This is a genomic window from Holdemania sp. Marseille-P2844, from assembly GCF_900120005.1.
Classification (GTDB): domain Bacteria; phylum Bacillota_I; class Bacilli_A; order Erysipelotrichales; family Erysipelotrichaceae; genus Holdemania.
The window spans coordinates 262647-285667 of sequence record NZ_LT635449.1 but is presented as its reverse complement, the minus strand read 5'-3'; the positions used below and the strand labels follow the sequence as shown (position 1 = coordinate 285667).

General features: G+C 54.0%; 19 protein-coding genes. 17 read left to right on the top strand and 2 right to left on the bottom strand.

Going from position 1 to position 23021, the window contains the following annotated elements; genetic code table 11:
• Positions 1 to 25 precede the first annotated feature (25 nt).
• From topA to BQ7364_RS03955, 16 genes are all read left to right on the top strand, one after another.
• Complete coding sequence (gene topA / locus BQ7364_RS04035; RefSeq protein WP_039865010.1) at positions 26 to 2053, top strand: type I DNA topoisomerase; 2028 nt, start codon at positions 26 to 28, stop codon at positions 2051 to 2053.
• Complete coding sequence (gene trmFO / locus BQ7364_RS04030) at positions 2043 to 3353, top strand: methylenetetrahydrofolate--tRNA-(uracil(54)-C(5))-methyltransferase (FADH(2)-oxidizing) TrmFO (protein ID WP_072683526.1); 1311 nt, start codon at positions 2043 to 2045, stop codon at positions 3351 to 3353. Before topA ends, trmFO begins: the two co-directional genes overlap by 11 nt.
• The gene (gene xerA, locus BQ7364_RS04025) at positions 3338 to 4318 is read left to right on the top strand and encodes a site-specific tyrosine recombinase/integron integrase (protein WP_083538424.1); all 981 of its coding nucleotides are present in this window, start codon (positions 3338 to 3340) and stop codon (positions 4316 to 4318) included. Before trmFO ends, xerA begins: the two co-directional genes overlap by 16 nt.
• Positions 4319 to 4500: 182 nt before the next feature.
• Positions 4501 to 5442 carry a 30S ribosomal protein S2 gene (gene rpsB / locus BQ7364_RS04020; protein WP_039865011.1) on the top strand — a complete coding sequence of 314 codons (942 nt, stop codon included), beginning with the start codon at positions 4501 to 4503 and terminating at the stop codon, positions 5440 to 5442.
• Between the two features lie 2 nt (positions 5443 to 5444).
• On the top strand, positions 5445 to 6335 hold the full coding sequence (gene tsf, locus BQ7364_RS04015) for a translation elongation factor Ts (protein WP_072683525.1): 891 nt from the start codon (positions 5445 to 5447) through the stop codon (positions 6333 to 6335).
• 172 nt (positions 6336 to 6507) lie between these two features.
• The gene (locus tag BQ7364_RS04010; RefSeq protein WP_072683524.1) at positions 6508 to 8118 is read left to right on the top strand and encodes a carbohydrate-binding domain-containing protein; all 1611 of its coding nucleotides are present in this window, start codon (positions 6508 to 6510) and stop codon (positions 8116 to 8118) included.
• Between the two features lie 362 nt (positions 8119 to 8480).
• Positions 8481 to 9182 carry a UMP kinase gene (pyrH, locus tag BQ7364_RS04000; RefSeq protein ID WP_006060154.1) on the top strand — a complete coding sequence of 234 codons (702 nt, stop codon included), beginning with the start codon at positions 8481 to 8483 and terminating at the stop codon, positions 9180 to 9182.
• A gap of 18 nt (positions 9183 to 9200) precedes the next feature.
• Positions 9201 to 9749, top strand: coding sequence for a ribosome recycling factor (frr, locus tag BQ7364_RS03995; RefSeq protein ID WP_072683522.1), 549 nt, complete (start codon positions 9201 to 9203; stop codon positions 9747 to 9749).
• Between the two features lie 47 nt (positions 9750 to 9796).
• Positions 9797 to 10498: an isoprenyl transferase gene (locus tag BQ7364_RS03990; RefSeq protein WP_072683521.1), complete on the top strand. Its 702-nt coding sequence runs from the start codon at positions 9797 to 9799 to the stop codon at positions 10496 to 10498.
• Positions 10495 to 11259 carry a phosphatidate cytidylyltransferase gene (locus tag BQ7364_RS03985; RefSeq protein ID WP_072683520.1) on the top strand — a complete coding sequence of 255 codons (765 nt, stop codon included), beginning with the start codon at positions 10495 to 10497 and terminating at the stop codon, positions 11257 to 11259. The genes BQ7364_RS03990 and BQ7364_RS03985 overlap by 4 nt, the downstream gene beginning before the upstream one ends.
• A 1-nt stretch (position 11260) precedes the next feature.
• Complete coding sequence (locus BQ7364_RS03980; protein WP_072683519.1) at positions 11261 to 12415, top strand: 1-deoxy-D-xylulose-5-phosphate reductoisomerase; 1155 nt, start codon at positions 11261 to 11263, stop codon at positions 12413 to 12415.
• 3 nt (positions 12416 to 12418) lie between these two features.
• Complete coding sequence (gene rseP / locus BQ7364_RS03975) at positions 12419 to 13465, top strand: RIP metalloprotease RseP (RefSeq protein ID WP_072683518.1); 1047 nt, start codon at positions 12419 to 12421, stop codon at positions 13463 to 13465.
• A 55-nt stretch (positions 13466 to 13520) separates the two neighbouring features.
• Positions 13521 to 14534, top strand: a complete 1014-nt coding sequence (galE, locus tag BQ7364_RS03970; protein WP_072683517.1) for a UDP-glucose 4-epimerase GalE — start codon at positions 13521 to 13523, stop codon at positions 14532 to 14534.
• A 220-nt stretch (positions 14535 to 14754) separates the two neighbouring features.
• Complete coding sequence (locus BQ7364_RS03965; protein WP_159432751.1) at positions 14755 to 16782, top strand: FAD-dependent oxidoreductase; 2028 nt, start codon at positions 14755 to 14757, stop codon at positions 16780 to 16782.
• Positions 16783 to 16831: 49 nt separating this feature from the next.
• Positions 16832 to 17734, top strand: a complete 903-nt coding sequence (locus BQ7364_RS03960) for a LysR family transcriptional regulator (protein WP_072683515.1) — start codon at positions 16832 to 16834, stop codon at positions 17732 to 17734.
• A 369-nt stretch (positions 17735 to 18103) separates the two neighbouring features.
• Entirely contained in the window at positions 18104 to 19369 is a 1266-nt protein-coding gene (locus BQ7364_RS03955; protein ID WP_072683514.1) for a S41 family peptidase, read from the top strand.
• Here BQ7364_RS03955 and BQ7364_RS17665 read toward each other — a convergent pair.
• Both BQ7364_RS17665 and BQ7364_RS03950 read right to left on the bottom strand, forming a co-directional pair.
• Positions 19366 to 19578, bottom strand: coding sequence for a hypothetical protein (locus BQ7364_RS17665; RefSeq protein WP_139248552.1), 213 nt, complete (start codon positions 19576 to 19578; stop codon positions 19366 to 19368). The two genes, BQ7364_RS03955 and BQ7364_RS17665, sit on opposite strands and share 4 nt — an antisense overlap.
• Entirely contained in the window at positions 19541 to 21418 is a 1878-nt protein-coding gene (locus BQ7364_RS03950) for an FAD-binding protein (RefSeq protein ID WP_072683513.1), read from the bottom strand. The genes BQ7364_RS17665 and BQ7364_RS03950 overlap by 38 nt, the downstream gene beginning before the upstream one ends.
• A 185-nt stretch (positions 21419 to 21603) precedes the next feature.
• Here BQ7364_RS03950 and BQ7364_RS03945 point away from each other — a divergent pair, with 185 nt between their 5' ends.
• The gene (locus BQ7364_RS03945) at positions 21604 to 22962 is read left to right on the top strand and encodes an MATE family efflux transporter (protein ID WP_072683512.1); all 1359 of its coding nucleotides are present in this window, start codon (positions 21604 to 21606) and stop codon (positions 22960 to 22962) included.
• Positions 22963 to 23021 lie beyond the last annotated feature (59 nt).

Below are 23021 nucleotides of genomic sequence, written 5' to 3'. Positions count from 1 at the left end.
GGACTCAGTAGTAAGGAGGATGACGATGAAAAATTTAGTCATTGTCGAGTCGCCGTCAAAATCAAAAACAATCGAAAAATACTTGGGTAAGGATTACGAAGTAGTTTCCTCCAAGGGACATATCCGCGATCTGGCCATTAAAGGAAAGGATGGCCTGGGCGTCGACGTCAACGACAATTTCAAAGCAACTTACAGCATCAGCGATGATAAAAAAGAAACCGTCAAAGAATTGAAAGCCAAGGCGAAGAAAGCCGATCAAGTCTATCTGGCAACCGACCCCGACCGCGAAGGGGAAGCGATTTCCTGGCATTTAGCCAGCGAATTGAAGCTGGACGTCGACCAGGACAACCGCGTCGTGTTCAACGAAATCACCAAGGATGCGGTGCTGCAGGCGTTTGATCATCCGCGTAAAATTGATATGGACCTCGTCCATTCCCAGGAAACCCGTCGGATTCTCGACCGGATCATCGGCTTTAAGCTGTCCAAGCTGCTCAAATCCAAGATTCGCAGCAAGTCGGCCGGCCGCGTGCAGTCGGTCGCTTTAAAGCTGATCGTCGAGCGGGAAAAAGAAATCAAAGCGTTCGTGCCGGAAGAATACTGGACGCTGGACGCCAAGTTCAAAGAGGACGATAAGGAATTCAGCGCGGCGTTAGCCAAGATTCAGGGTAAGAAGGCGGAGATTAAAAATAAGGAACAGGCCGACGAGGCGCTGGCTGCCTGCCAGGGACCGATGACCGTGACCGCGTTAAAGAAGCAGGTCCGCAAAAAGGAAGCCAAGCCGCCGTTAATCACCTCGACGCTGCAGCAGGAAGCGTCCACCAAGCTGAGTTTTTCCGCCAAGAAGACGATGCAGGTCGCGCAGAAGCTGTACGAAGGCGTCGAACTGGAAGATCACAGCGAAGGTCTGATCACCTATATGCGTACCGATTCCACGCGGTTAAGCAACGTCTTTATTGAAGCCGCGCACGATTTTATTGTCGGTCGCTTTGGTAAGGAATACTGGGGCAAGTACAAGATTAAAAATGATGAAAATTCACAGGACGCGCATGAAGCGATCCGTCCGACAAATCTGGAAAATGAGCCGGACAAGGTGAAGAAATACTTAACGCCGGATCAGTACAAGCTCTACAAGCTGATTTATGCCCGCGCCGTGGCTTCGTTAATGGCGCCGAGCAAATCCAACACCGTCAGCGTTGTCCTGTCGATTAACGGCTACGACTTCAACGCCAGCGGCACGCAGTTGGCGTTCGACGGTTATTTAAAAATGGTTTCCGACTATGAGTCCAGCAAGGACGTGCTGCTTCCGGATCTCAGCGAGGGCCAGCAATGCACGCCGGTTTCGCTGCTGGGCAATCAGCACTTTACGGAACCGCCGCTGCGGTATTCCGAAGCCCGGCTGATCAAGGAGATGGAAGAGGAGGGCATCGGTCGTCCGTCGACCTATTCGATGATCATCGACACGATCCAGCAGCGCGGTTACGTCGAATTGAAGAAAGCCAGCGAATCAAGCAAGACGAAAGTCTTTTTCCCGACTGAACAGGGTGAGCTGACCTCGCAGAAGCTGGAAGAATTCTTCAACGAGATCATCAACGTCCGCTATACGGCGAACATGGAAACCGAGCTGGATGAAATCGCCGAGGGCGGGCGTGATCACGTGCAGTCGCTGAAGGAGTTCTACGACAAATTTGAACCGTTGGTCGACAATGCCTATCAAAATATGGAAAAGATGGAGCCGGAAAAAATCGGCGAGCTCTGTCCGGATTGCGGCGGCGAGTTAGTCATCCGCCAGGGCCGCTTCGGCAAGTTCATCAGCTGCCTGAACTATCCGCAATGCAAATACACGCGCAAAATCGAAGCGCCGGAAAAAGAAAAACCGGAGCCGACCGGCAAGATCTGTCCGGAATGCGGCGGTGAGCTGCTCAAGCGCAAAAGCCGCTATGGCAACTATTTCCTGGGCTGTTCCAATTTCCCGAAGTGCCGGCATATTGAAAATATCGAAGGCGAGAAGAAACCAACCTTCCGCCGGAAAGGGAAGAAAAAGGATGACGAGTAGGGTAACGGTCGTCGGCGCGGGGCTGGCGGGCTGCGAGGCGGCCTGGCAGCTGGCACAGCGGGGCATCGCGGTGACGTTAGTCGAAATGCGGCCGGAAAAAATGACGCCGGCGCACAAGACAGGCAAGTTTGCCGAGCTGGTCTGTTCCAACTCGCTGCGCTCCGACGCTCTGACCAACGCCGTCGGGGTGCTGAAAGCGGAAATGCGGCGGCTGGATTCCGTCATCATGAGCGTCGCAGATCAATACAAAGTGCCGGCCGGCAGCGCGCTGGCGGTCGACCGTGAAGCGTTTTCAGAAGCGGTGACGGAAAAAGTCAGCGGCCATCCGTTAATTGAAGTCGTTCATCGCGAGGTGACGGAAATTCCGGAAGGCCCGTGTATTATCGCCAGCGGCCCGCTGACCAGCGACGCGCTGAGCCGGCAGATTCAGGCGTTTTTCAATCAGGAATCCTTTTACTTTTACGATGCGGCCGCGCCGATCATCGACAAGGACAGCATCGACTTTACCCAAGCCTATTACAAATCCCGCTACGATAAGGGCGAGGCGGATTACATTAACTGTCCGATGGACAAAGCTCAGTTCGAGGCGTTTTACGACGCCTTAATCCACGCGGAAAGCGCGCCTGTCCACGAACATGAAAAAGAGATTTATTTTGAAGGCTGCATGCCGTTTGAGGAAATGGCGCGGCGCGGGGAAAAGACCTTGTTGTTCGGCCCGATGAAGCCGGTCGGTCTGGAACGTCCCGACGGCAGCCGGCCTTACGCCGTCGTGCAGCTGCGTCAGGACAACGCCGCCGCAAGCATGTATAACGTCGTCGGCTTCCAGACACATTTAAAATGGCCGGAACAGCGCCGCATCCTGCGGATGATTCCGGGCCTGGAAAACTGCGAGATCCTGCGCTATGGCGTCATGCACCGCAACAGCTATATCAATTCGCCGCTTTGCCTGCGGCCGACTTACCAGACCGTCAAGCGCGAAGATCTGTTTTTCGCGGGGCAGATGACCGGGGTGGAAGGGTATATCGAATCGGCGGCCAGCGGCTTAAATGCCGGCCTCCAATGCGCCCGGCTTGTGCTGGGGTTAACGCCGGAGCCGTTTCCGCAGACATGCATGATCGGCGCGATGGCGCATTACATCACGCATGCCGACCCGAAGCATTTCCAGCCGATGAACGCAAACTTCGGCATTCTGCCGTTAGTGCAGAAAGTGAAAAAGAGCGAACGCAAGGAAGCGTATGGCATCCAGGCGTTAAACGAGCTGGCGCAGTTTCAGCAGTCGCTGTCATGGAACACGAAGTAACGCCGGAAGAAGCCGCGAAAAAACAGCTGATGAGCGTGGCTGAGGAATTCGTTGAATTCATCGTGGCCCGCCGCAGCGGTTCCCCAGCCACCGCCGACAGCTACGGCCGTGATCTGGAACGCTTCGCAGCCTATCTGGCTGAAAAAAAGATTACGGATTTCGGTCAGGTCGACAAAGCGGTGATGTTTGATTATGTCACGCTTCTGCGCAGCGGCAAAATTACCCGCGGCAAGATCAGCGACAGCTCGTTTTCGCGGATGTTGTCGACGCTGCGGTCCTTTTATCACTATTTAATCCGGTACAAAGGCGTCAAGGTCAACCCGACGCGGGGGCTGCGTGCGCCTAAGCTTAACCGCACGATTCCGGAGTTTCTGACGTTTGATCAGATGATGACGCTGTTCGATTCGTTCGATCTGAACGATCCCGCGGCGCTGCGCAACCGCGCGATTCTGGAAACGATGTATGCCTGCGGGCTGCGCGTCAGCGAGGTGTGTTCGCTGACCCTGGCCGAGCTGGATCTCAATGAGCGGATCCTGACGGTGACCGGCAAGGGCGACAAGCAGCGGATCGTGCCGTTCTATAAACGTTTGAGAACACTGCTGATGCGGTATCTGCGGGATTCCCGGGCGCTGTATCTCAAGGAAGAGCACGGCTTTGTGTTTGTATCGCAGCGCGGGGCGCCGATCACGCCGCGGGCGGTGCAGCTGATTCTGGCCCAGGCTGGGCAGGATGCGGGACTGAACCAGCCGCTGCATCCGCACATGCTGCGGCATTCGTTCGCGACGCATCTGCTGGACAACGGCGTCGACCTGCGCACAGTCCAGGAACTGCTGGGGCACAGCTCGCTGTCAACGACGCAGATTTACACGCATGTGACCGTCGATCGGCTTAAGCAATCGGTTGACGCAGCGCATCCGCATTCACAATCCATTCTAAAAAATCGGAAAACTGTCAAAATTAGTTAAAATCAGGCTTAAACAGGGCACTTTTGGATTGCATCCAGGAGTGCCTTATGATATATTAATACATGGCATCCGCGAATAAAGGGTGCACTACACACATCATGGATTCACTGCTCCGTGCTTGAGCGATCAAGTTGCAGTGTTGGAAGTGATGGAGGATATAACGGAAAGTGAGGAAATTAAAAATGTCAGTTGTATCTATGCGTAAAATGCTCGAAAGCGGCGTTCATTTCGGACACCAGACCCGTCGTTGGGATCCGAAGATGAAACCGTATATCTACACGGCGAAAAACGGCGTCTACATCATCGACCTGGCGAAGACGCAGCAGAAGCTGGACGAAGCGTATGAAGCGATGAAGGCGATTGCGGAAAAGGGCGGCAAGGTTCTGTTTGTCGGCACAAAGAAGCAGGCTCAGAGCGTCGTTCTGGACGAAGCGCTGCGTTCTGGTTCCTTCTATGTCAACCAGCGTTGGCTGGGCGGCATCCTGACGAACTACCGCACGATTCAGAAGCGCATCAAGCGTCTGCTGGAAATTGAAGAAATGGAAGCTTCCGGTTCGATCAACGTCTATCCGAAGAAGGAAGTCGCTCAGATCCGCAAGGAAGCGGCTCGTCTGGAAAACTTCTTAGGCGGCATCAAAGAAATGAAGAAGCTGCCGGATGCGATCTTCGTTGTTGACCCGAAGGAAGAACACAACGCGGTTGCGGAAGCGAAGAAGCTGAACATTCCGGTCTTTGCGATGGTTGACACCAACTGCAATCCGGAAGAAGTCGATTTCCCGATTCCTTCCAACGACGACGCGATTCGTTCGGTAAAGCTGATCATCGGCGTACTGGCGGATGCGATCGTTGAAACCAAGGGCGGTCTGTTAAGCTATGCTTACCAGGAAGATCAGGAAGCCGAAGACATCACGATGAAGGAAGTCATCATCAACGTTGAACAGCAGGCGGAAGAAAACGAACGCCGCCGTCGTCAGAGAAACGAAGAACGCCGTCCGCGCAACAACCGCTACGGCGATAACAAGCGTTTCACACCAAGACGCGAAAACGCAGAAGCCGCCAAGGCTGCGGAAGCGGCTCCGGCTGCCGAAGCGAAACCGGCAGAGGCTGCGAAGGAGGCTGAATAATCATGGCAATTACCGCTGCATTAGTTAAAGAACTGCGCGAAAGAACCAGCGCAGGCATGATGGACTGCAAAAAAGCCCTGACCGAATGCGACGGCGACATGGAAGCGGCGATCACATGGCTGCGCGAAAAGGGAATCGCCAAAGCGGCGAAGAAGGCTGGCCGGATCGCGGCTGAAGGTCTGACCCGCGTCGTCACCGACGGCAACCGCGCGTGCCTGATCGAAGTGAACTCGGAAACGGACTTCGTCGCCAAGAACGAACAGTTCCTGGATCTGATCAATACCGCTGCCGACGTGATTCTGAAAGCGGCTCCGAAGACGTTGGAAGAAGCCTTAGCGCTGGATGTCAATGGGGCGACGCTGGAAAGCAAGTTCATCGACGCCACCGCGACGATCGGCGAAAAGATCACGCTGCGCCGCTTTGAAATCGTTGAAAAAGCAGACAACGACATTTTTGGAACGTATATGCACATGGGCGGCAAGATCAGCGCCTGCGTGGTCATGAAGAACAGCGATAATGCGGAAGTCGCCAAAGATATGGCGATGCAGGTCGCTTCGATGAGCCCGAGCTATGTTTCCCGCAACCACATGCCGGCAGACGTTGTTGAAAAGGAAAGAACCGTTCAGATGGAAATCATGAAGAACGATGAATCCCTGGCCAACAAGCCGGAAAAAGTGCTGCAGGGTATCGTTGAAGGCCGTCTGAGCAAGTCCTTGCAGGAAATGTGCCTGGTTGACCAGCCGTTCTTCAAGGATCCGAACCAGAAGGTTTCTCAGATCCTGAAGGCTGCGAACACGGAAGTCGAAAGCTTCGTTCGTTACGCTGTCGGCGAAGGTCTGGAAAAGCGCGAAGAAAACTTCGCAGAAGAAGTTGCCAAGCAGATCGGCAAATAAGTGAGTCTAAAAAGCGATTGAGCAATCAGTCGCTTTTTTTTGAAAAAGAAACTCTTCGTTCCCCGGATCCAATCAAAGCGGAATGATAAAATTCAGAGAAACACCTCCTGTTGTTCACGCAGCGTTCGTGTTCAAGGAATATACTATTTTCGTCTGAAAATGAGGTGAACCCATGAAACGAAATTATTTTGCGGCGCTGCTGGGCTTCAGTTTGATCCTAAGCGGATGCAGCGCCTTTCCCTCCGCTTCTTCAACAGAGACTCCGGTATCCCAAACAGAAGCGACGCTTATTCAGCTGAGCGACGATCAGATTCTCATCAACGCTCAGCCGGCTGATCAAACCGGTGCGGTGCAGCTTTCGCACGACATTGTCTATTATCAAGCCGGTCAGGGCGCTGATTATGGCGAAGGGGGTGCGGAAGATGAACACAGCGCGGAGGAAGCGCAGGCGCATACCGTAATCACGATCCGCGAACCGGGAACCTACCGCGTCAGCGGAAAACTCAGCGCCGGCCAGATCGCGATTGATTTAGGCGAGGACGCCAAAGACGATCCCAACGCCGTGGTCAATCTGATTCTTGATCAGGCTGAGATTACCTGTACCGTCGCCCCGGCGATCATTGTGTATAACGCCTATGAATGTGCTGGGGAAGAAGCGCTCAGCACGGTGGATACCCGAACGGCCGGCTTTAACCTGATTGTCGCGGATGGAACAGAGAACTATGTATCAGGTGCTTACGTTGCCAGAATCTATAAGGAAGGCACGACGAAAAAGCTGCATAAGTACGACGCCGCGATCGAATCCAAGGTTTCGCTGAACCTCAGCGGGGAAACCGCGGGCACCGGTATCCTGCGGGTCGAAGCAAGCAACGAAGGCATTGAGACTTCCATGCACATGACGATCAACAGCGGCAGCTGGATCATTCATTCCGCTGACGACAGTTTGAATGCCAATGAAGACGGTATTTCCGTGATCACGATCAACGGCGGAACTGTGCGGTGTGATGCCGGCGCTGGTCAGGAAGGCGACGGCATTGATTCCAACGGCTGGATTGTCATCAACGGCGGCACGGTCATCGCCGCGGCGAACCCGGTAAGCATGGACAGCGGCTTGGACTCTGACAACGGGATTTTGATTCATGGCGGCACGGTACTGGCCAGCGGGAATATGTTTGATGACGTGGATTCCGCGTCCACGCAGAATGTGATGGTATTCAGCTTCGCTCAGACGCAGAATGCCGGCGGGAAGCTTGTGCTTTCTGACAACGCGGGACAGCCGGTCGCCGGCTTGGCTGCCGCCAATGACTACACAGTGCTGGTCTATTCCAGTCCGCAGCTCAGCGAACAGGACTATACGCTGGCTCAGGCGGAAACCGTCGAAGGCGAAGACCTTGGCGGTCTGATCACTCCCGTTACCTCAGCGGTGGGGCTGACGGAGCTGAGCTATACCAAAACTGCGCTAAGCAGGGGCATGGGGATGCGCCCGCAGGGAGGTGAATTTCCGGAAGACGAAGGCCGAAAACCTGGTCAGCGTCAGGAAGGCGAAGGCCCGCAGGGCGAGATGCCGCAAGGAGAATTCCCGCAAGGAGAATCCCCGGCTGACGAAGCGGATCGGGAAGCCGGACCGCCGGCGGATCAGGAAGGTCCGATGGGCGGCAAACCGGAAGACGGCCGGGGGCCACAGAACCATGCCGACGATTCGTCCGGCGAGCTGAACGCCACGTTCACGGTTTCCTCCACGATCGCGATATTTTCCCAAATTCAGGCTTTGAAGGAAGAATAAGCCGGAGGCGGCGCATGCCGCCTTTTCGATCGTTCTATTTGAAAAAGCGCCGGTTGTTTTGCGAAAGAAACGAAAGACACAACAAATCTGAAAGATTGTCAACAAATTCTGCGTTCTGCTTTTCAAACTGCAGGAAATCGCCTACAATAAAGATAAGCAGGAAAAATAAAAATTTGCGCAGGGGTTTGAAAAAGGATGTAAAGCGCCGTTTTGCGACATACACTTTCTATGCGGGAGCGCGATTCCTTAAATTTGATGAACTTGGCGTCAGACTCTAGGAAAACACAGGCGAATATGATAAAATAACGACTGAAAAAGAAGCAATCACAGAATCAATTTCTGATGAAAAAGGAGAGATAACTATGTACAAGCGCATCCTGCTCAAACTCAGCGGAGAAGCTCTGTCCGGACAGGGAACCAATTTCGATCCCGAAATTCTGAAATCGCTGGCCAGCCAGATCAAGGAAATTCAGGATCTGGGTGTTGAAATTGCGATCGTCGTCGGCGGGGGCAACTTCATCCGCGGCAAAATGGCGGAAAAAATGGGGATTGAGCGTGTTCAGGCCGACTACATGGGCATGTTGGCAACAGTGATCAACGCGCTGGCGATTCAGAGTTCGCTGGAACAGATCGAAGTGCCGACGCGTGTGCAGACCGCGATTGAGATGAACAAGGTCGCCGAACCGTTTATTGCCCGCCGGGCGATCCGGCATCTGGAAAAGGGCCGCGTCGTGATTTTCGGCGCCGGCACTGGCAGTCCGTTCTTCTCGACCGATACGACTGCGGCGCTGCGGGCTTCCGAGATTAAAGCGGACGTTATTCTGATGGCGAAAAACGGCGTTGACGGCGTGTATTCCGCGGATCCGAAGCTGGATCCCAATGCGGTTAAATATGATCGCCTGACGTATATGGATCTGATTCAGAAGGGACTGGCGGTCATGGACACGACTGCGACCTCCATGTGCATGGACAACCACATCGACCTGATCGTCTTCAATATGAATCAGGAAGGCAACATCAAGCGCGCCGTCATGGGCGAAAGCATCGGCACAATCGTAGAATAAACAGGGAGGAATCATACGATGATGAAAGAAATACTGGATAACAGCCGTTCTAAAATGCAGAAAGCGATCGACACGTTCAGCGAACATCTGGAAACCATCCGCACCGGCCGCGCCAACGCCGGCATGCTTGCGGGGGTGGAAGCCGATTACTACGGCTGTCCGACGCCGATCAATCAGATCAGCTCGATCACCGTGGTTGAAGGCCGCCAGCTGGTCGTCAAGCCGTACGACTCGAGCTCGTTAAAAGCGATCGAACATGCGATCAACAAGTCGGATCTGGGATTAAATCCGCAGAACGATGGTTCTGTCATCCGCATTAACGTTCCAGCTCTGACGGAAGAAACCCGCAAGGAATTATGCAAGAAGGTTTCCAAGCTGTCGGAAGAAGCGAAGATCGCGGTCCGCAACCTGCGCCGGGATGCGAATGAAATCGCGAAGAAAGACGACACGCTGACGGAAGACGCAGAAAAAGAATGTCTTGAAAAGATTCAGAAGCTGACGGATGAAATGATTAAGAAAGTTGATTCCATCGCGGCTGAAAAAGAAAAAGAAATCATGACAGTGTAACGGCAAAGCTCACCTTGTAGTGAGCTTCTTTGATAAGGAGCAACGGTATGGAAGAAAAAATTAGACATGTAGCGATTATTATGGACGGCAACGGACGCTGGGCGAAAAAGCAGGGCAAGGTCCGCACGGCCGGTCATTACCAGGGCGTGGAAAATGTGCGCAACATCGCGATCGCTGCCAACGATCTGGGAGTGGAAGTGCTGACGGTGTTCGCCTTTTCGACGGAGAACTGGAAGCGCCCGGAGGAAGAAGTCAGCTATCTGATGAAGCTGCCGTCGGTCTTCTTTAAACGGTTCCTTAAGGAACTGATGGAAAAGAACATCCGGATCACGATGATCGGTGAAATGGATCAGATCCCGAAGGAGACCGCCAGGGTGCTCCAGGCGGCGATCGACGATACGAAGGCCAATACCGGCATGATCCTGAACTTCGCGATGAATTACGGCGGCCGGCGGGAAATTGTGTTAGCCGCCCAGGCGTATGCCCGCGACGTGCGCGACGGCAAGGCCAGCGATACGATCAGCGATGAGCAGTTCGGCCAGTATTTAATGGGCGCGCAGTTTCCGCCGCTGGATCTGTTGATCCGCACCAGTGGGGAATACCGGATTTCTAATTTCCTGCTTTGGGAAATTGCGTATGCCGAAATGATCTTTGTCGATGAAGCCTGGCCGGAATTCACGCCGGAGCTGCTCAAGCAATGTCTGGATCAGTTCAGGCAGCGTGACCGGCGGTTTGGAGGCGTCAAGTGAAACAGCGCATCCTGACGGCGGCGCTGATCATCGCGGTCGTTTTGCCGCCGTTAATTCTGGGCGGGGCGCTGATCGACCTGTTGATGTTGTTCTGTCTGGTCACGGGGGCGTATGAAATCACGCATTGTCTGAAGACACCGCGGAAAAATGGATTGATGATCGCAATGATCGCGGTCATGATCGGTTTGGCGTTAGTCGGCCCGGAGTGGCTGGGTGCCGGTCTGGCGCTGACGCTGGTGCTGCTGTTTGCGGCGTCCATTGCGGATCCGCAGCTGAATCTGAACGATATCACGCTGGTTTTCGCGATGCTGACGGTGTTCGTCATGGCTGTGCGCTCGATCATTTCGATTTATGACCGGAACTCGTGGCTGATGATGTATGTGATTCTGGCAACCTATCTGACCGATACCGGCGCTTACTTCTGCGGTTATTTCTTCGGCAAGCATAAGCTGATCGAACGGATTTCCCCAAAGAAGACGGTTGAAGGCGCGATCGGCGGCTGGCTGTGCGGGACGGCAGGAGCGTTTATCTTCGCCTGGGCGATGCTGCCGGAGCTGCCGTTGGGCTTGGCCCTGTTTGGAGCGGCGACGATGGCGGTTGTCGGACAGCTGGGCGATCTGGCGTTCAGCCTGATCAAGCGGCATGTCGGAATCAAGGACTTCGGTTCGTTCCTTCCCGGACACGGGGGGATTTTGGACCGGATCGACAGCTTACTGTTTAACTTATTGTATTTTACGCTGATTTTAGCGATGGTGGTGTAATATGAAACGTTGTTGTGTATTGGGCGTGACCGGCTCGATCGGTGTGCAGACGGTTGACGTCTGCACAGCGCATCCTGAAGCCTTTCAAATCACGTCGATCAGCGCGGGCCGCAACATCCCGCAGCTGAAAAAACTGATCGCGCAGCTGCCGCAGTTAAAGGCGGTCTGCGTGCAGGAGGAAGCGGATTGTCAGCGCCTGGCTCAGGAATATCCTGATCTGGAATGGGTCTGGGGAGAAACCGGGCTGCTGCGCTTAAGCGAACGCGACGATTACGACGTGCTGGTCAACGCGCTGGTCGGTTTTGTCGGCCTGAAGCCGACGCTGCAGGCGATTGAAGCCGGGCACGATATCGCGTTGGCGAATAAGGAAACGCTGGTCGTGGCCGGAGCCTTTGTCAACGCTGCCTGCCGTAAGCATCACGTGACGCTGCTGCCGATCGACAGCGAGCATTCCGCGATTTTCCAATGTCTGCAGGGCAGCCGCAGGGAACAGCTGAGCCGGCTGATCATCACGGCCTCCGGCGGCAGCTTCCGCGATAAGACGCGCGAAGAACTGCGGGGGGTGACGGTCGCTCAGGCGCTGGCGCATCCGAACTGGTCGATGGGCGCTAAAATTACGATCGACAGCGCGACGATGATGAATAAGGGGTTTGAGGTCATTGAAGCGCACTGGCTGTTCGACGTCGATTTTGATCATATCGACGTGCTGATTCATAAAGAAAGCGTGATCCATTCGCTGGTCGAATACCAGGATCACGCTGTGATCGCCCAGCTGGGCACGGCTGACATGCGGCTGCCGATTCAGTATGCCCTGAGCTACCCTGAACGGCTGGAGCTGTTCAACAGTCAGCCGCTGGATCTGGCCGCGGTCGGAACCCTGCATTTTGCCCCTGCCGATTTTGCCCGCTATCCGCTTTTGGGGTTAGCATATGAAGCAGGAAGAAAACAAGGAACGATGCCGGCGGTAATGAATGCCGCCAATGAGGAAGCCAACGCTGCATTCCGTGAGGGGAAAATTTCATTTTTAGACATTGAGGAGCTGGTGATCGACGCCTGCCGCACACTCGCTTTCACGGAAACACCATCCCTGGATGCGATTTTTGAGGCGGACCGCCAGGCCCGTGAATTTGTGAAATCACATCTGAAAGGAGCCTAAGCAATGGCAATTTTGTATTTTATCATCCTGCTTTCCGTCATTATCATCGTGCATGAATGCGGTCATCTGATCGCTGCGAAGTGTTTCCATGTTTATTGCGGAGAGTTTTCAATCGGTATGGGACCGAAGCTGTGGGCCTGGAAGGGCAAGGAAACGACTTTCACGCTGCGCGCGCTGCCAATCGGCGGTTACGTCGCGATGGCAGGCGAGGAAGGCAGCGAGTTTGAAGGCGTGCCGCACGAGCGGACGATCAAGGGCGTGTCGCATTGGAAGCAGATTGTCATCATGCTTGCGGGTGTGATCATGAACTTCGTGCTGGCCTGGCTGATCTTCGCTTCGATCATCCTGATCAACGGCAGCTACAACATCGCGCCCAAAGCGGTGGTCGGCGGCGTGGTCGAAGGATCGCCGGCGGAAGCCGCGGGCTTTGTCGAGGGCGATGTGATCACCAAGGTCGTGTTCGCTGACGGAACCGTCGTCAAGCCGTCCAACTTTTATGAGATCCTGACGTATTCGATGGACAATACCGAGCCGGTGACCTACACGCTGAAGCGCGGCGATGAAACGCTTGAAAAAACGGTGACGCCGGTGTATAACGAACAAGAACAATCGTGGCTGGTCGGAATCAAAATTCCGCCGGCGACGCAGGTCAAGACCACGCTGCTCAACAGCGGTTATTACGGCGCTCAGTATATGGGGCAGACCGTGAAAGAACTGGTCACCGCTCTGACCCGCTTAGTCAAGGGGATCGGCTTTGAAGACCTGTCCGGGCCGGTCGGAATTTATCAGGTGACTGAGCAGCAGGCCAGTCTGGGATTACAGAACTACATTCTGCTGATCGCGCTGTTGTCGCTGAACGTCGGCGTCTTCAATTTGCTGCCGCTGCCGATCTTAGACGGCGGACGGATTCTGCTGGTGATCGTTGAGATGATTATCGGCAAGCCGCTGAATCAAAAGCTGGAAGCCGGAATCACGGCGGTCGGCGTCGCGCTGGTGCTGCTTTTGATGGTCTACGTCACATGGCAGGATCTGATGCGGTTGTTTATCTGATAGCTTCATTTCCTCAAAGGCGAGGAAGGCATAGAAATAAACAGGAGGAACGAACATGAGTATTTTAGTCACAGGCGGCACCGGCTTCATCGGCAGCCACACAACGGTGGAACTGATCAACGCCGGCTACGACGTTGTCATCATCGACAACCTGGTCAATTCCTGCAAAGGCGTGATCGATCGGATTGAGAAGATCACAGGCAAGCGTCCGCGCTTTTATGAAAACGATCTGTTGGACAAAGCCGCGGTCGAAAAGGTATTTGAAGAAAATGAAATCGAAGCGGTCATTCATTTCGCCGGATTAAAAGCGGTGGGCGAATCGGTGACGATTCCGCTGACGTATTATCATAACAATCTGACCGGTACGCTGATTCTGTGCGAGGTCATGAAGGCGCATAACTGCAAGAAGATCGTATTCTCGTCCAGCGCTACGGTCTACGGCGATCCGCATAAGGTGCCGATCACAGAGGACTTCCCGCTGTCGACGACCAATCCGTACGGGTCGACGAAGCTGATGATCGAACGGATCTTAAGCGACGTGTTCGTTTCCGATACGGAATGGAGCATCATGCTGCTGCGCTACTTCAATCCGATCGGCGCGCATAAGAGCGGGCTGCTGGGAGAAACGCCAAACGGCATTCCGAACAATTTAGTGCCGTACATCGCCCAGGTCGCGACTGGCAAGCGTGAATTCCTGCGGGTCTGGGGCAATGATTACAATACGGTCGACGGAACCGGCGTGCGCGATTACATCCATGTCGTCGATCTGGCGCTGGGCCACATCAAAGCCGTGGAATACGTGCTGAAAAACAAGGGCGTGGAAGCGGTCAACCTGGGAACCGGCCACGGCTATTCCGTGCTGCAGGTCAAGGACGCCTTCGTCAAAGCGAGCGGCAAAGAAATTCCGTTCAAGATCATGCCGCGCCGGCCGGGGGATATCGCAACCTGTTACGCCGATACGACCAAGGCGAAGAAACTGCTGGGCTGGAGCGCCCAGTATGGCATTGATGAAATGTGTCAGGATTCCTGGTATTTCCAGCAGCAGAATCCGGACGGTATCACCGAATAACAAGACAGGAGCGAGGAAGCGGTCAAAACGACCGCTTTTTTTTGATAATTGGCGGTGAAGACGATCGGTAGGTCTGAAGGGAGGTCAGAAAAAATTCGGGAGGAATAAGGGGGAGCAGCGCCTGAGGATTGCCGGTTCATCAGAAAGTTTAAGAAATTGAACTTTTCGTTGATGGATAACATCATGTGAAAATGTTATCATGAAGACGGAGGGAAGGAAAATGAAAAAATTGATCATTAGTATTCTGTCTTTATTGATGGCCGTGTCGCTCACAGCGTGTTCGTCAGCCAAGGAAGAAACCTTTGAAGGCTCAGCGCAGGGATACGGCGGAACCGTGACTGCCAAGGTTACGTTCAAAGCCGACAAGATTATCGCGGTTGAAGTCAAGGCGCCGGATGAAACCGAAGGCGTCGGATCCCGGGCAGCCGAAGAACTGCCGGAGAAAATTGTTGCGGCCAACAGCGCGGACGTGGACGTTGTCGCCGGCGCGACGATGACATCCAAAGCGATCCAGTCTGCCGTGCGCCAGGCGGTAAACAAGAAAAACGGACAAACGGAAACGGCGGTTCATTTGAATGCCGGCACCTATTCCGCAGTTGTCACAGGTCACAATGGTGAAATGACAATTGAAACGACCGTTGATGAAACGTCGATCAAGGAAGTCAGGGTGATCGAGCACACAGAAACGTTTGGCATTGGCTATGGATCCGTGATGACGCCGGTTGAAGTCTTGTCGGAGCGGATCGTAAAACATCAGACAGTCAGCGTTGATAACGTCTCGGCGGCGACCGTGACGTCTTCCGCAATTAAGGCCGGCGTCCGGGACTGTCTCACTCAGGCCGGGGCTGAGGAAACGGCGTTCAGCGAACCGGCACCGATTGCGAATCCGACGGAAAGCGAATATACCGTAGATATCGCGGTCGTCGGCGGGGGAGCTGCGGGACTTACGGCAGCCAATACGGCGCTGGATGAAGGAAAATCGGTGCTCCTGGTTGAAAAAACGGGAATCACTGGAGGATCCACCGTGCAAAGCGGCGGCAATATTTTCGCTGCCGAGACAGCGGCGCAGAAGGCAAACGGCGTGGAAGACAGCGCTGAGGAGCTTTATCAGTTTTTAATGAGCTATGATGAGGACCATCTGTTGAATGAAAAGATGATTCATGACTATGCCTATGGTATCGGCAAGGACTTGGATTATCTGGCCGATAACGGCGTTGCCGTTACCTATGTGACCACCGCCCAGCCGACGCTGACGCCGAACCGCCTGCATTTGACAAGCCCGAAGAATGAAATTGCTTCCGGGATTGGCGGCGGGATTACCGTGCCGCTGACAAAGTCAATGCTGGAAAAGGGCGGAACTTTACTGCTGGAGACTCGCGCAGAAACACTTCTGACGAATGAACAGGGAGAAGTCATCGGCGTTCAGGCGGTGAATCAGGCGGGCGAAACCGTAACGGTGAAAGCCAAAGCGGTGATTCTGACAACTGGCGGCTATGGCTCAAACCCAGAGATGACAGCGCGGTTCGCGGCGTTTAATCCAATTTTCAACTCTGCCGCCAGCAGCACCGGCGATGGTCTGACGATGGCCGGCAAGGTCGGCGCACAGATCTTTGAGTCCGACGGCATGCAGCTGCAGTATGTCGACTTCAATACTGGTGAAACCGGCAGTACCGCCTCCGGACTGGTGGTCGATATGAAGGGAAACCGGCTGGCGAACGAACACAGTTATCAATCTGTTTCCGCAGAAGCCTTTAAGCGTGAAAACAATGCGGTGAATTACTATATCACAGCGACGCGGGACGGCGTCTGCGCGGAAAGCTATCCTACTGTCCAGTATGGCGTCACGCTGGAAAACGCGGTCAAAGCATCCAGCCTCGATGAGCTGGCAGCCTTGATCAAAGCCGATCCGGAAACGCTGAAAGCCACTGTCGCGCGCTATAACGAGTTATGCGAAAAAGGAACGGATGATGATTTTGGCAAGCCTTCCGACTATCTGATTCCAGTCGAAGGTGATACCTACTATGCCTTTGCCCGCTATCCGGTTGCGGCGGCGACCTTCGGAGGGTTGGTTATTGACGAAACCGGGCATGTCCTGAATCAGGAGAATCAGGCGATCTCCGGTCTGTACGCGGCAGGAGAAGTCGCGCTGACCGGCGTGTTTGCCAACGTGTATCCAAGCTGCGGTTTGGCGATCGGCAATTCAATTCACATGGCCCGCAACGCGGCAGCGGCCGCCTGCGGAGAATAACAGAAAACGGCGCTTTGCTTTCGCGCCGTTTTCTTGTTACAATGAAATCATGAATATTAATGAGCTGAAATATTTTATTAAGGTCGCGGATCAAGGAAGCTTATCCAGAGCGGCCAATGAATTGTATATCTCCTATCAAGGTCTGTCGAAGTCGATCAAGAACCTGGAAACGGAGCTGGATTGTCCCTTGTTTGAAAAGCTGGGGAGTGGTTACAAACTGACGGAATATGGCGACGAACTGTATCCTGCCGCAAAGCGGATCGTCAGCGAATGGGAGACGCTCCAGCTTTCCTTAAACCAGATCCAGCGCCGCCGCCATCAGTTTTATCACATCGGTGTGGCGATGGGCGTCGACACGCCGTTCGTCAATTTTCGCAGCCAGCTCGATCAGTTTCTGAGAAAGCATGGCAACGTCGTCATGATCGACGCCTGGGATTCCTATTGTGAGGAAAAGATTGAAAGCGGAGAACTGGATATCGCAATCACGTTCGGGCCGGTGGATGACGTGCGTTTCGACTGCACGGTGCTGCATCAGGGAACACTGGCGGCCCTGGTGCATCCGGAAAACGTTCTCTCAAATAGAAAAAGCCTGCGGATTCAGGATTTAGCGGATCAAAAGATCATCACCGTAAACCGTTACTTCCGAAATTATGATATTTTGATGCAGGCCTGTCAAAGCTGCGGCTTTAAGCCGAGAATTGTGTTGAATACCGTAAATTTAACCGCGACGCTGTTCGGTTATCAGGACAGGAAGGCGATCGGGATTTCCAACAATCTGTGTTATCCGACGGAGTCCATTGGAGAATACAAGGTGATTCCCGTGCTGGATCAGAAGACGACCTGTCAGATCAATCTTTTAATTCATCCCAGGCAGCGCAAAAATAAGGCGATTCAACAGCTGAAGCAAGAGCTGCTGCAATGCTTTTTCATCAATACCGACGTTAAGTGTTGATACCATCATTCTGGAAAAGGGCAGGGAATTGAAATGAGCTGGCCCGGCGCAATAGGGATAAGCGGAAAAAATGGTCAGATCAAGCTTGCGGTAAAGGTTGACGAGTTCAGAATTTCTCAGAACATTTTGAACTGAAAAACGGAGGTTATCGGCATTTTTTCCATAGAAGGCGGTCTTTTTGACCGTTTTCATTTTATGAAGAAACAGATTTGCAAGCTTTTTTAAATCCAAAGAGGAAAGAAACAAGGGGAGAGAAAAACAAGGGGAGAGAAAAACAAGGCGGTGTCGAGATGAATAATTTACCATAGTAAACCTTGTTGCCAAATGAGGACTATGGTACAATGATACCAGTGGCAAAGGAGGAGTTTTATGCCCCGATACGATCAGTTGTTTCAGGAAATTGTCCACACGATCAAAGAAGATTACGCCGGCTTTGCGATGTGCCGGGATCACCACGATCCACGTCCTTACGTCCATACCATCGGGACGGCGTTTATGAAAAAAGAATTGGATGCGGATTTGTTTTTCCGTCAGGTCAATCAATATCTTGCGGAAACCGGCGACCGCAACCTGCGTTTTTTGCGGCATCCCGGCCCGGATTACCAACCCTTTACCAACGGCTTTTTCACCCGACGCAAAGGCGAGGTACTAATGGTCAGCGAGGTGCATCAGGAAGATCAGCTGCAGCCAAAGGACGAGATTATCGCGATCAACGGCCAGCCGCTGTGTTTTTATACGGAAACATTGAAAAAGCGGGTGTTCTATTCTGATCAGAATGACCGTCAGATCTGGACGGGGTTTTTGAAAATGGCCGATCAGATTACGGTGCGCCGGAACGGACAGACCTGGGTTATGCCGCTGCGTCGTTTTGCCAGGACAGAAGTGCTGAAAACAAATACGATAGTCGTTGAAGAGGGGAGTGCGGTGCTTAAAATCGAGCGGATCGACGAAACCCTGGAACGACTGGTGGAAGAAAACAGAGAGCTGCTGACGAAGGCGGATTCGATCATTCTGGATCTCAGGCGCTGTGAGGAAGGGTGGGAATCGTCGATGTTCTGCCTGCTGCCGTATATTTTGGATCAACCGGTACCGGTGTGCGAGGTCATGGAAGGGCAGGGACTTCTGACCCATTATACCGGGAAAAATTGCCATCGCCGGATTGATCAGCTGAAGACGATGATGACGGACCCGGATCTGGCTCCCATCGCATCCGAAATGATCGAAGAACTGGAAGCGAAAGCGGATCTGGGCTGGGTTCTGGAAACAGAAGCTGATTGGGGCGCAGAGGAAGACGCGCTGATTCAGCCGGTTAAGCCGGAGCGCAGAACGGTGCTGATCACCGATCTGTTTACCGCCGGGGTCGCGGAAGAGCTGGCCGATCTGGCCTCCCGTTCATCACGCTGCACTCTCGTCGGAAGACAAAGCAGCGGCCGTTATCAAACCTGCAATCTGATCTCCGTCGTATTTGACGATTTGTTTCAGCTGGATTATCCGATCAGCCGCCGCCAAGCGTGGACAAGAGATCAGCCGGCGGGCGTGCCTTGCGATATTGAAATCGAATGGACGCCGCGGGAATGTGATGAAGATCTTCTGATGATCAAAGCCAAAGCGGCTGCCAAGGATACGGACAATTAAAAAAATTTTAAAACAGGAGAAAATTCAACAGGAGAAAATTGAACAGGAGAAGATAAATCAGGAGAAAATACAAAAGCCAGCGGCTGCGGCGGGATTCCCGTTTCACAGCTTCCGGCTTTTTTCTGTATAAAAAGACGCCGGAACCGTTCACGTTGTTCCGTCGTCCAGATTTTATTCCTCGCTGATGAACTGACCTGCCAGCCGGCCATGCGTCACCGCCATGCCAATCGAGTTGCCTGCGCATGGCGTGGAGTAGCCTAAGCCGTAGCGTCCGCCCAGGCAGTTGCCCGCGGCATACAGCCCTTTGATCTTCTTGCCGCTCATGTCCAGCACGTTCTGGCGTTTGTCGGTGACCAGACCGGACATCGTGACCATCATCGGCGTCGGCTTGTCGTTCTTCTCGCTCTTGACCGCGTAGAACGGGGCTTCGTCGACTGGAATCATGCAGGAGGCGTCTTTGCCGTAATCGGTGTCCTTGCCCGCGTAACAAAGCTGGTTATAGGCTTCGATCGAGGCCAGGAAGGTTTCTTTCGCCGCCCCGGCATAGCCCAAGTAGTCCGCCAGCTCCTCCAGCGTGTCCGCCTTGATGACGGTTGATTCCATACGTTCAGCGACGGTGCAGCCGCGGATGGTGCCGCCTTCCGGTCCGCTGACCAACGCATCCATATCGTTGATCAGATCAATGTAATACTGCGGCCGGCCGGCGTTCGGTCCGCCGTGCTCCAGCCCCGAAGCACAGACCGATTTCAGCCATTTCTTATCGGTAACTAAGCACAAGGTGCCCTCCGGCTGACGGGCGCAGGCGGTTTGCGCCGCGGAGAGGTTGCCTTCATTGGTAAAGCGCTCGCCCTCGCTGTTGAGCCACAGCATCGCGTTGCAGCCCCAAGGACCGCTCGGACCGCCGCCTAAAAGCATGCTTCCGCGCGGCGCCGGTTCGATCATGCCGCCGGCCCAGCAGCCCATCTTGACCGCTTCACCCTTGCGTCCGCCCATGAAGGAGAAGAAGTCCGGCTGTTCGCCGCCGGCCCGCTCAAAGCGTTCCATGTATTCGTTCAATAAGGCCCAGCACATATCCGCGTTGCCGGCATAATCGCCGCCGCACAGGATCGCGCCTTTGGTCGTATTGAATTTAATATAGCTGCCGTCGCTCGCTTTGCCCGCGACGCCGATGATGTCTTTCGCCTCGTTTTGAAGCAGGACGATGGCTTCCGTACCGTAGTACCACTCAGCCCCCAGCTGCTTTGCCTTGTCGATGCAGGCCTGGTTGATCAGCGGCAGCACCGAGTTTGCCGCGACGCCCTGGATCGGCTGGTCGTTGTACTGCCCCATAAACTGCGCTGTGGCCGCCCAGGTTTTGGTGCCCGGGGTCATCGGGTAATCGTAGCGCAGGCAGTCGTACATGTCGTTGCCGGCCTGAATTTTCTCATAATCCATGTTCGCCTGCATGATCAGCCAGCCCTCTGGCGTATTGTCATACGTGTAGGCCTTGGGATCAACGCCCATTTCCTTGGCGACTTCCAGCATGTGATCGAGGGTTGGGCCGGAATTGTGGACGTAAGACTTGACGATCGCCGGGAAGCAGCGGCCGCCGGAACGGGTGACGAATTCGTTGACGACTTCGCCCAGATCATAGGTGCCGAAGCCGATCTCCTGCTGGAGCTTGGAGTTGAACGCGCCGATATCTTCGCCATACCAGGTAAACAGGTCTTCCTCCATCCGCTCTAAGACTGCGACTTTCAATCCCGCTTCCGCAGCAGCTAAGGCCGCCTGTACGCCGGCGTGACCGCCGCCGACAACGACGACGTCGACATTGACTTCCTTAGCATAATCGCTGATGACCGGAGCTTCGCCGAGCCAGTCGCCCGGGCCTGAATAACCGGTGATCCGACCGGTTGGCGTGGACGGTGTGGCCGAGGCGTCCGGGGATGCGGTAGGGGTCGTGGGTTCCGTGCTGCAGCCGGCTAACAGACCTGCGGCGGCGACGCCAAACGCACTGGCAGCGGCGCCTTTAATGAAATCACGACGGGAAATTCCTTTTTTGTAACTCATAAGTTCTCCTTCCTCATAATAATTTAATCAGATAAAATATTTACCATAGTAAAATAATTTATCTGTGAATATCTTATCACAATAGTTTATTGGAGTAAATTAGTATTCAAAAGTTTGTCCTGGAAGTTTCGACAAAGTTTGACTTTCTGAAGTGATTGCATGATAATTGATTCGGTGATGATATTATGACGATGAATAAAAATGCCGACAGGTCGCTGATTCTCGATTCCATGCCGGTAAAGCAGGCTTTAATCCGCCTGGCGGTTCCTTCCATCCTGGCCTCGATGGTCACAACAATCTATAATATCGCGGATACGTTTTTCATCGGTCAGCTGCACAACACGGCGATGATTGCGGCGACAACGGTCGCGATGCCGATCATGATGCTGACGCACGCGTTCGGCGAGTCGATCGGCGTCAGCGCCGGCAGCTATATTTCGCGGCAGCTGGGGGCGGGCCATCGGGATCAGGTCAGCCGGATTGTTCAGACGACGATGACGCTGGTCGTTTTGATCTCCATCGTGCTGCCCATTTTGTTTATTACTTTCCTAGGTCCGTTGTTGGGCATGTTCGGGGCGGAAGGTGATGTCACGATGTATGCGGCTCAGTATGTGACGATTTTACTGGTCTTTGCGTTTTCGCAGATCATCAAGCTGACGATTGTCCAGCTGTTAAGAGCGGAGGGCGACGTGAATTTTCCCATGGCCGCGATCTTTGCCGGGGTGGTGGCGAATCTGATCCTTGATCCGATTTTCATGTTCGACTGGGGCTTAAATTTAGGGATCGCCGGCGCGGCGTGGGCGACGGCTGCGGCCCAGTGTCTGTCGTTGGTCATGTTGATGGGGAGGTTGTTGTTTAAAGCGGAGGCTGTGCGCTGGAATCCGCGGGTATGGATGCTGGATAAGACGGCGGTGCAGGAGATTCTGAGCCTGGGGGTGGCAGTGTTTGCCCGGCAGGCGCTGCCGAGCGTCACTTACAGCTGTCTGGCAATGCAGGCCAGCGTGTATGGAACCGATTTTCTGGCAGGGATCGGCATCGCCAAGAAATGTCTGAATTTAGTCATGTTCGCGATCATCGGCTTTGCGCAGGGGTTCCAGCCGTTTGCGGCGTATAATTACGGCGCCGGCAACCGGCCGCGGCTGAAGCAGGCGCTGAAAAGCGCCTTGACGTGGGTAACGGTATACGGCTGTTTTGCGGCGGTCTTCTATATCACGCTGGCGCCGCAGATCGTGCAGATCTTCTCCCGCGAGGCGGCGGTCATCGAAATGGGCCGGATGATGCTTTATGGCTATGCGGTTTCGATGCCGGTGGTCGGAGCTTATAATATCGCGGCGGTGCTGCTGCAGGCGCTGGGAGAGAAGCGTTCTGCGTTCTTTCTGTCGATCGCCCGCCAGGGTTTGTTTTATATTCCGATCATTTGGATTCTGCCAACGCTGTTGGGCAAACTGGGTATTTTCATGGCTCAGCCCTGCGCCGATTATCTGACGATCCTGATGGTGATCTTCTTATGCCGGCATTTATTTGTCGATTTGATGAAAGGTTAATATTGGTAAGGAAAAACAGGTTTTAACGCGCCCCGGTTTATGGTAGAATACCTTTAGAC

Excerpts from the sequence above, each read along its gene's own strand:
- topA (WP_039865010.1), top strand. The coding sequence starts at position 26 with ATGAAAAATTTAGTCATTGTCGAGTCGCCGTCAAAATCAAAAACAATC.
- trmFO (WP_072683526.1), top strand. The coding sequence starts at position 2,043 with ATGACGAGTAGGGTAACGGTCGTCGGCGCGGGGCTGGCGGGCTGCGAG.
- xerA (WP_083538424.1), top strand. The coding sequence starts at position 3,338 with ATGGAACACGAAGTAACGCCGGAAGAAGCCGCGAAAAAACAGCTGATG.
- rpsB (WP_039865011.1), top strand. The coding sequence starts at position 4,501 with ATGTCAGTTGTATCTATGCGTAAAATGCTCGAAAGCGGCGTTCATTTC.
- tsf (WP_072683525.1), top strand. The coding sequence starts at position 5,445 with ATGGCAATTACCGCTGCATTAGTTAAAGAACTGCGCGAAAGAACCAGC.
- BQ7364_RS04010 (WP_072683524.1), top strand. The coding sequence starts at position 6,508 with ATGAAACGAAATTATTTTGCGGCGCTGCTGGGCTTCAGTTTGATCCTA.
- pyrH (WP_006060154.1), top strand. The coding sequence starts at position 8,481 with ATGTACAAGCGCATCCTGCTCAAACTCAGCGGAGAAGCTCTGTCCGGA.
- frr (WP_072683522.1), top strand. The coding sequence starts at position 9,201 with ATGATGAAAGAAATACTGGATAACAGCCGTTCTAAAATGCAGAAAGCG.
- BQ7364_RS03990 (WP_072683521.1), top strand. The coding sequence starts at position 9,797 with ATGGAAGAAAAAATTAGACATGTAGCGATTATTATGGACGGCAACGGA.
- BQ7364_RS03980 (WP_072683519.1), top strand. The coding sequence starts at position 11,261 with ATGAAACGTTGTTGTGTATTGGGCGTGACCGGCTCGATCGGTGTGCAG.
- rseP (WP_072683518.1), top strand. The coding sequence starts at position 12,419 with ATGGCAATTTTGTATTTTATCATCCTGCTTTCCGTCATTATCATCGTG.
- galE (WP_072683517.1), top strand. The coding sequence starts at position 13,521 with ATGAGTATTTTAGTCACAGGCGGCACCGGCTTCATCGGCAGCCACACA.
- BQ7364_RS03965 (WP_159432751.1), top strand. The coding sequence starts at position 14,755 with ATGAAAAAATTGATCATTAGTATTCTGTCTTTATTGATGGCCGTGTCG.
- BQ7364_RS03960 (WP_072683515.1), top strand. The coding sequence starts at position 16,832 with ATGAATATTAATGAGCTGAAATATTTTATTAAGGTCGCGGATCAAGGA.
- BQ7364_RS03955 (WP_072683514.1), top strand. The coding sequence starts at position 18,104 with ATGCCCCGATACGATCAGTTGTTTCAGGAAATTGTCCACACGATCAAA.
- BQ7364_RS17665 (WP_139248552.1), bottom strand. The coding sequence starts at position 19,578 with ATGGCCGGCTGGCAGGTCAGTTCATCAGCGAGGAATAAAATCTGGACG.
- BQ7364_RS03950 (WP_072683513.1), bottom strand. The coding sequence starts at position 21,418 with ATGAGTTACAAAAAAGGAATTTCCCGTCGTGATTTCATTAAAGGCGCC.
- BQ7364_RS03945 (WP_072683512.1), top strand. The coding sequence starts at position 21,604 with ATGACGATGAATAAAAATGCCGACAGGTCGCTGATTCTCGATTCCATG.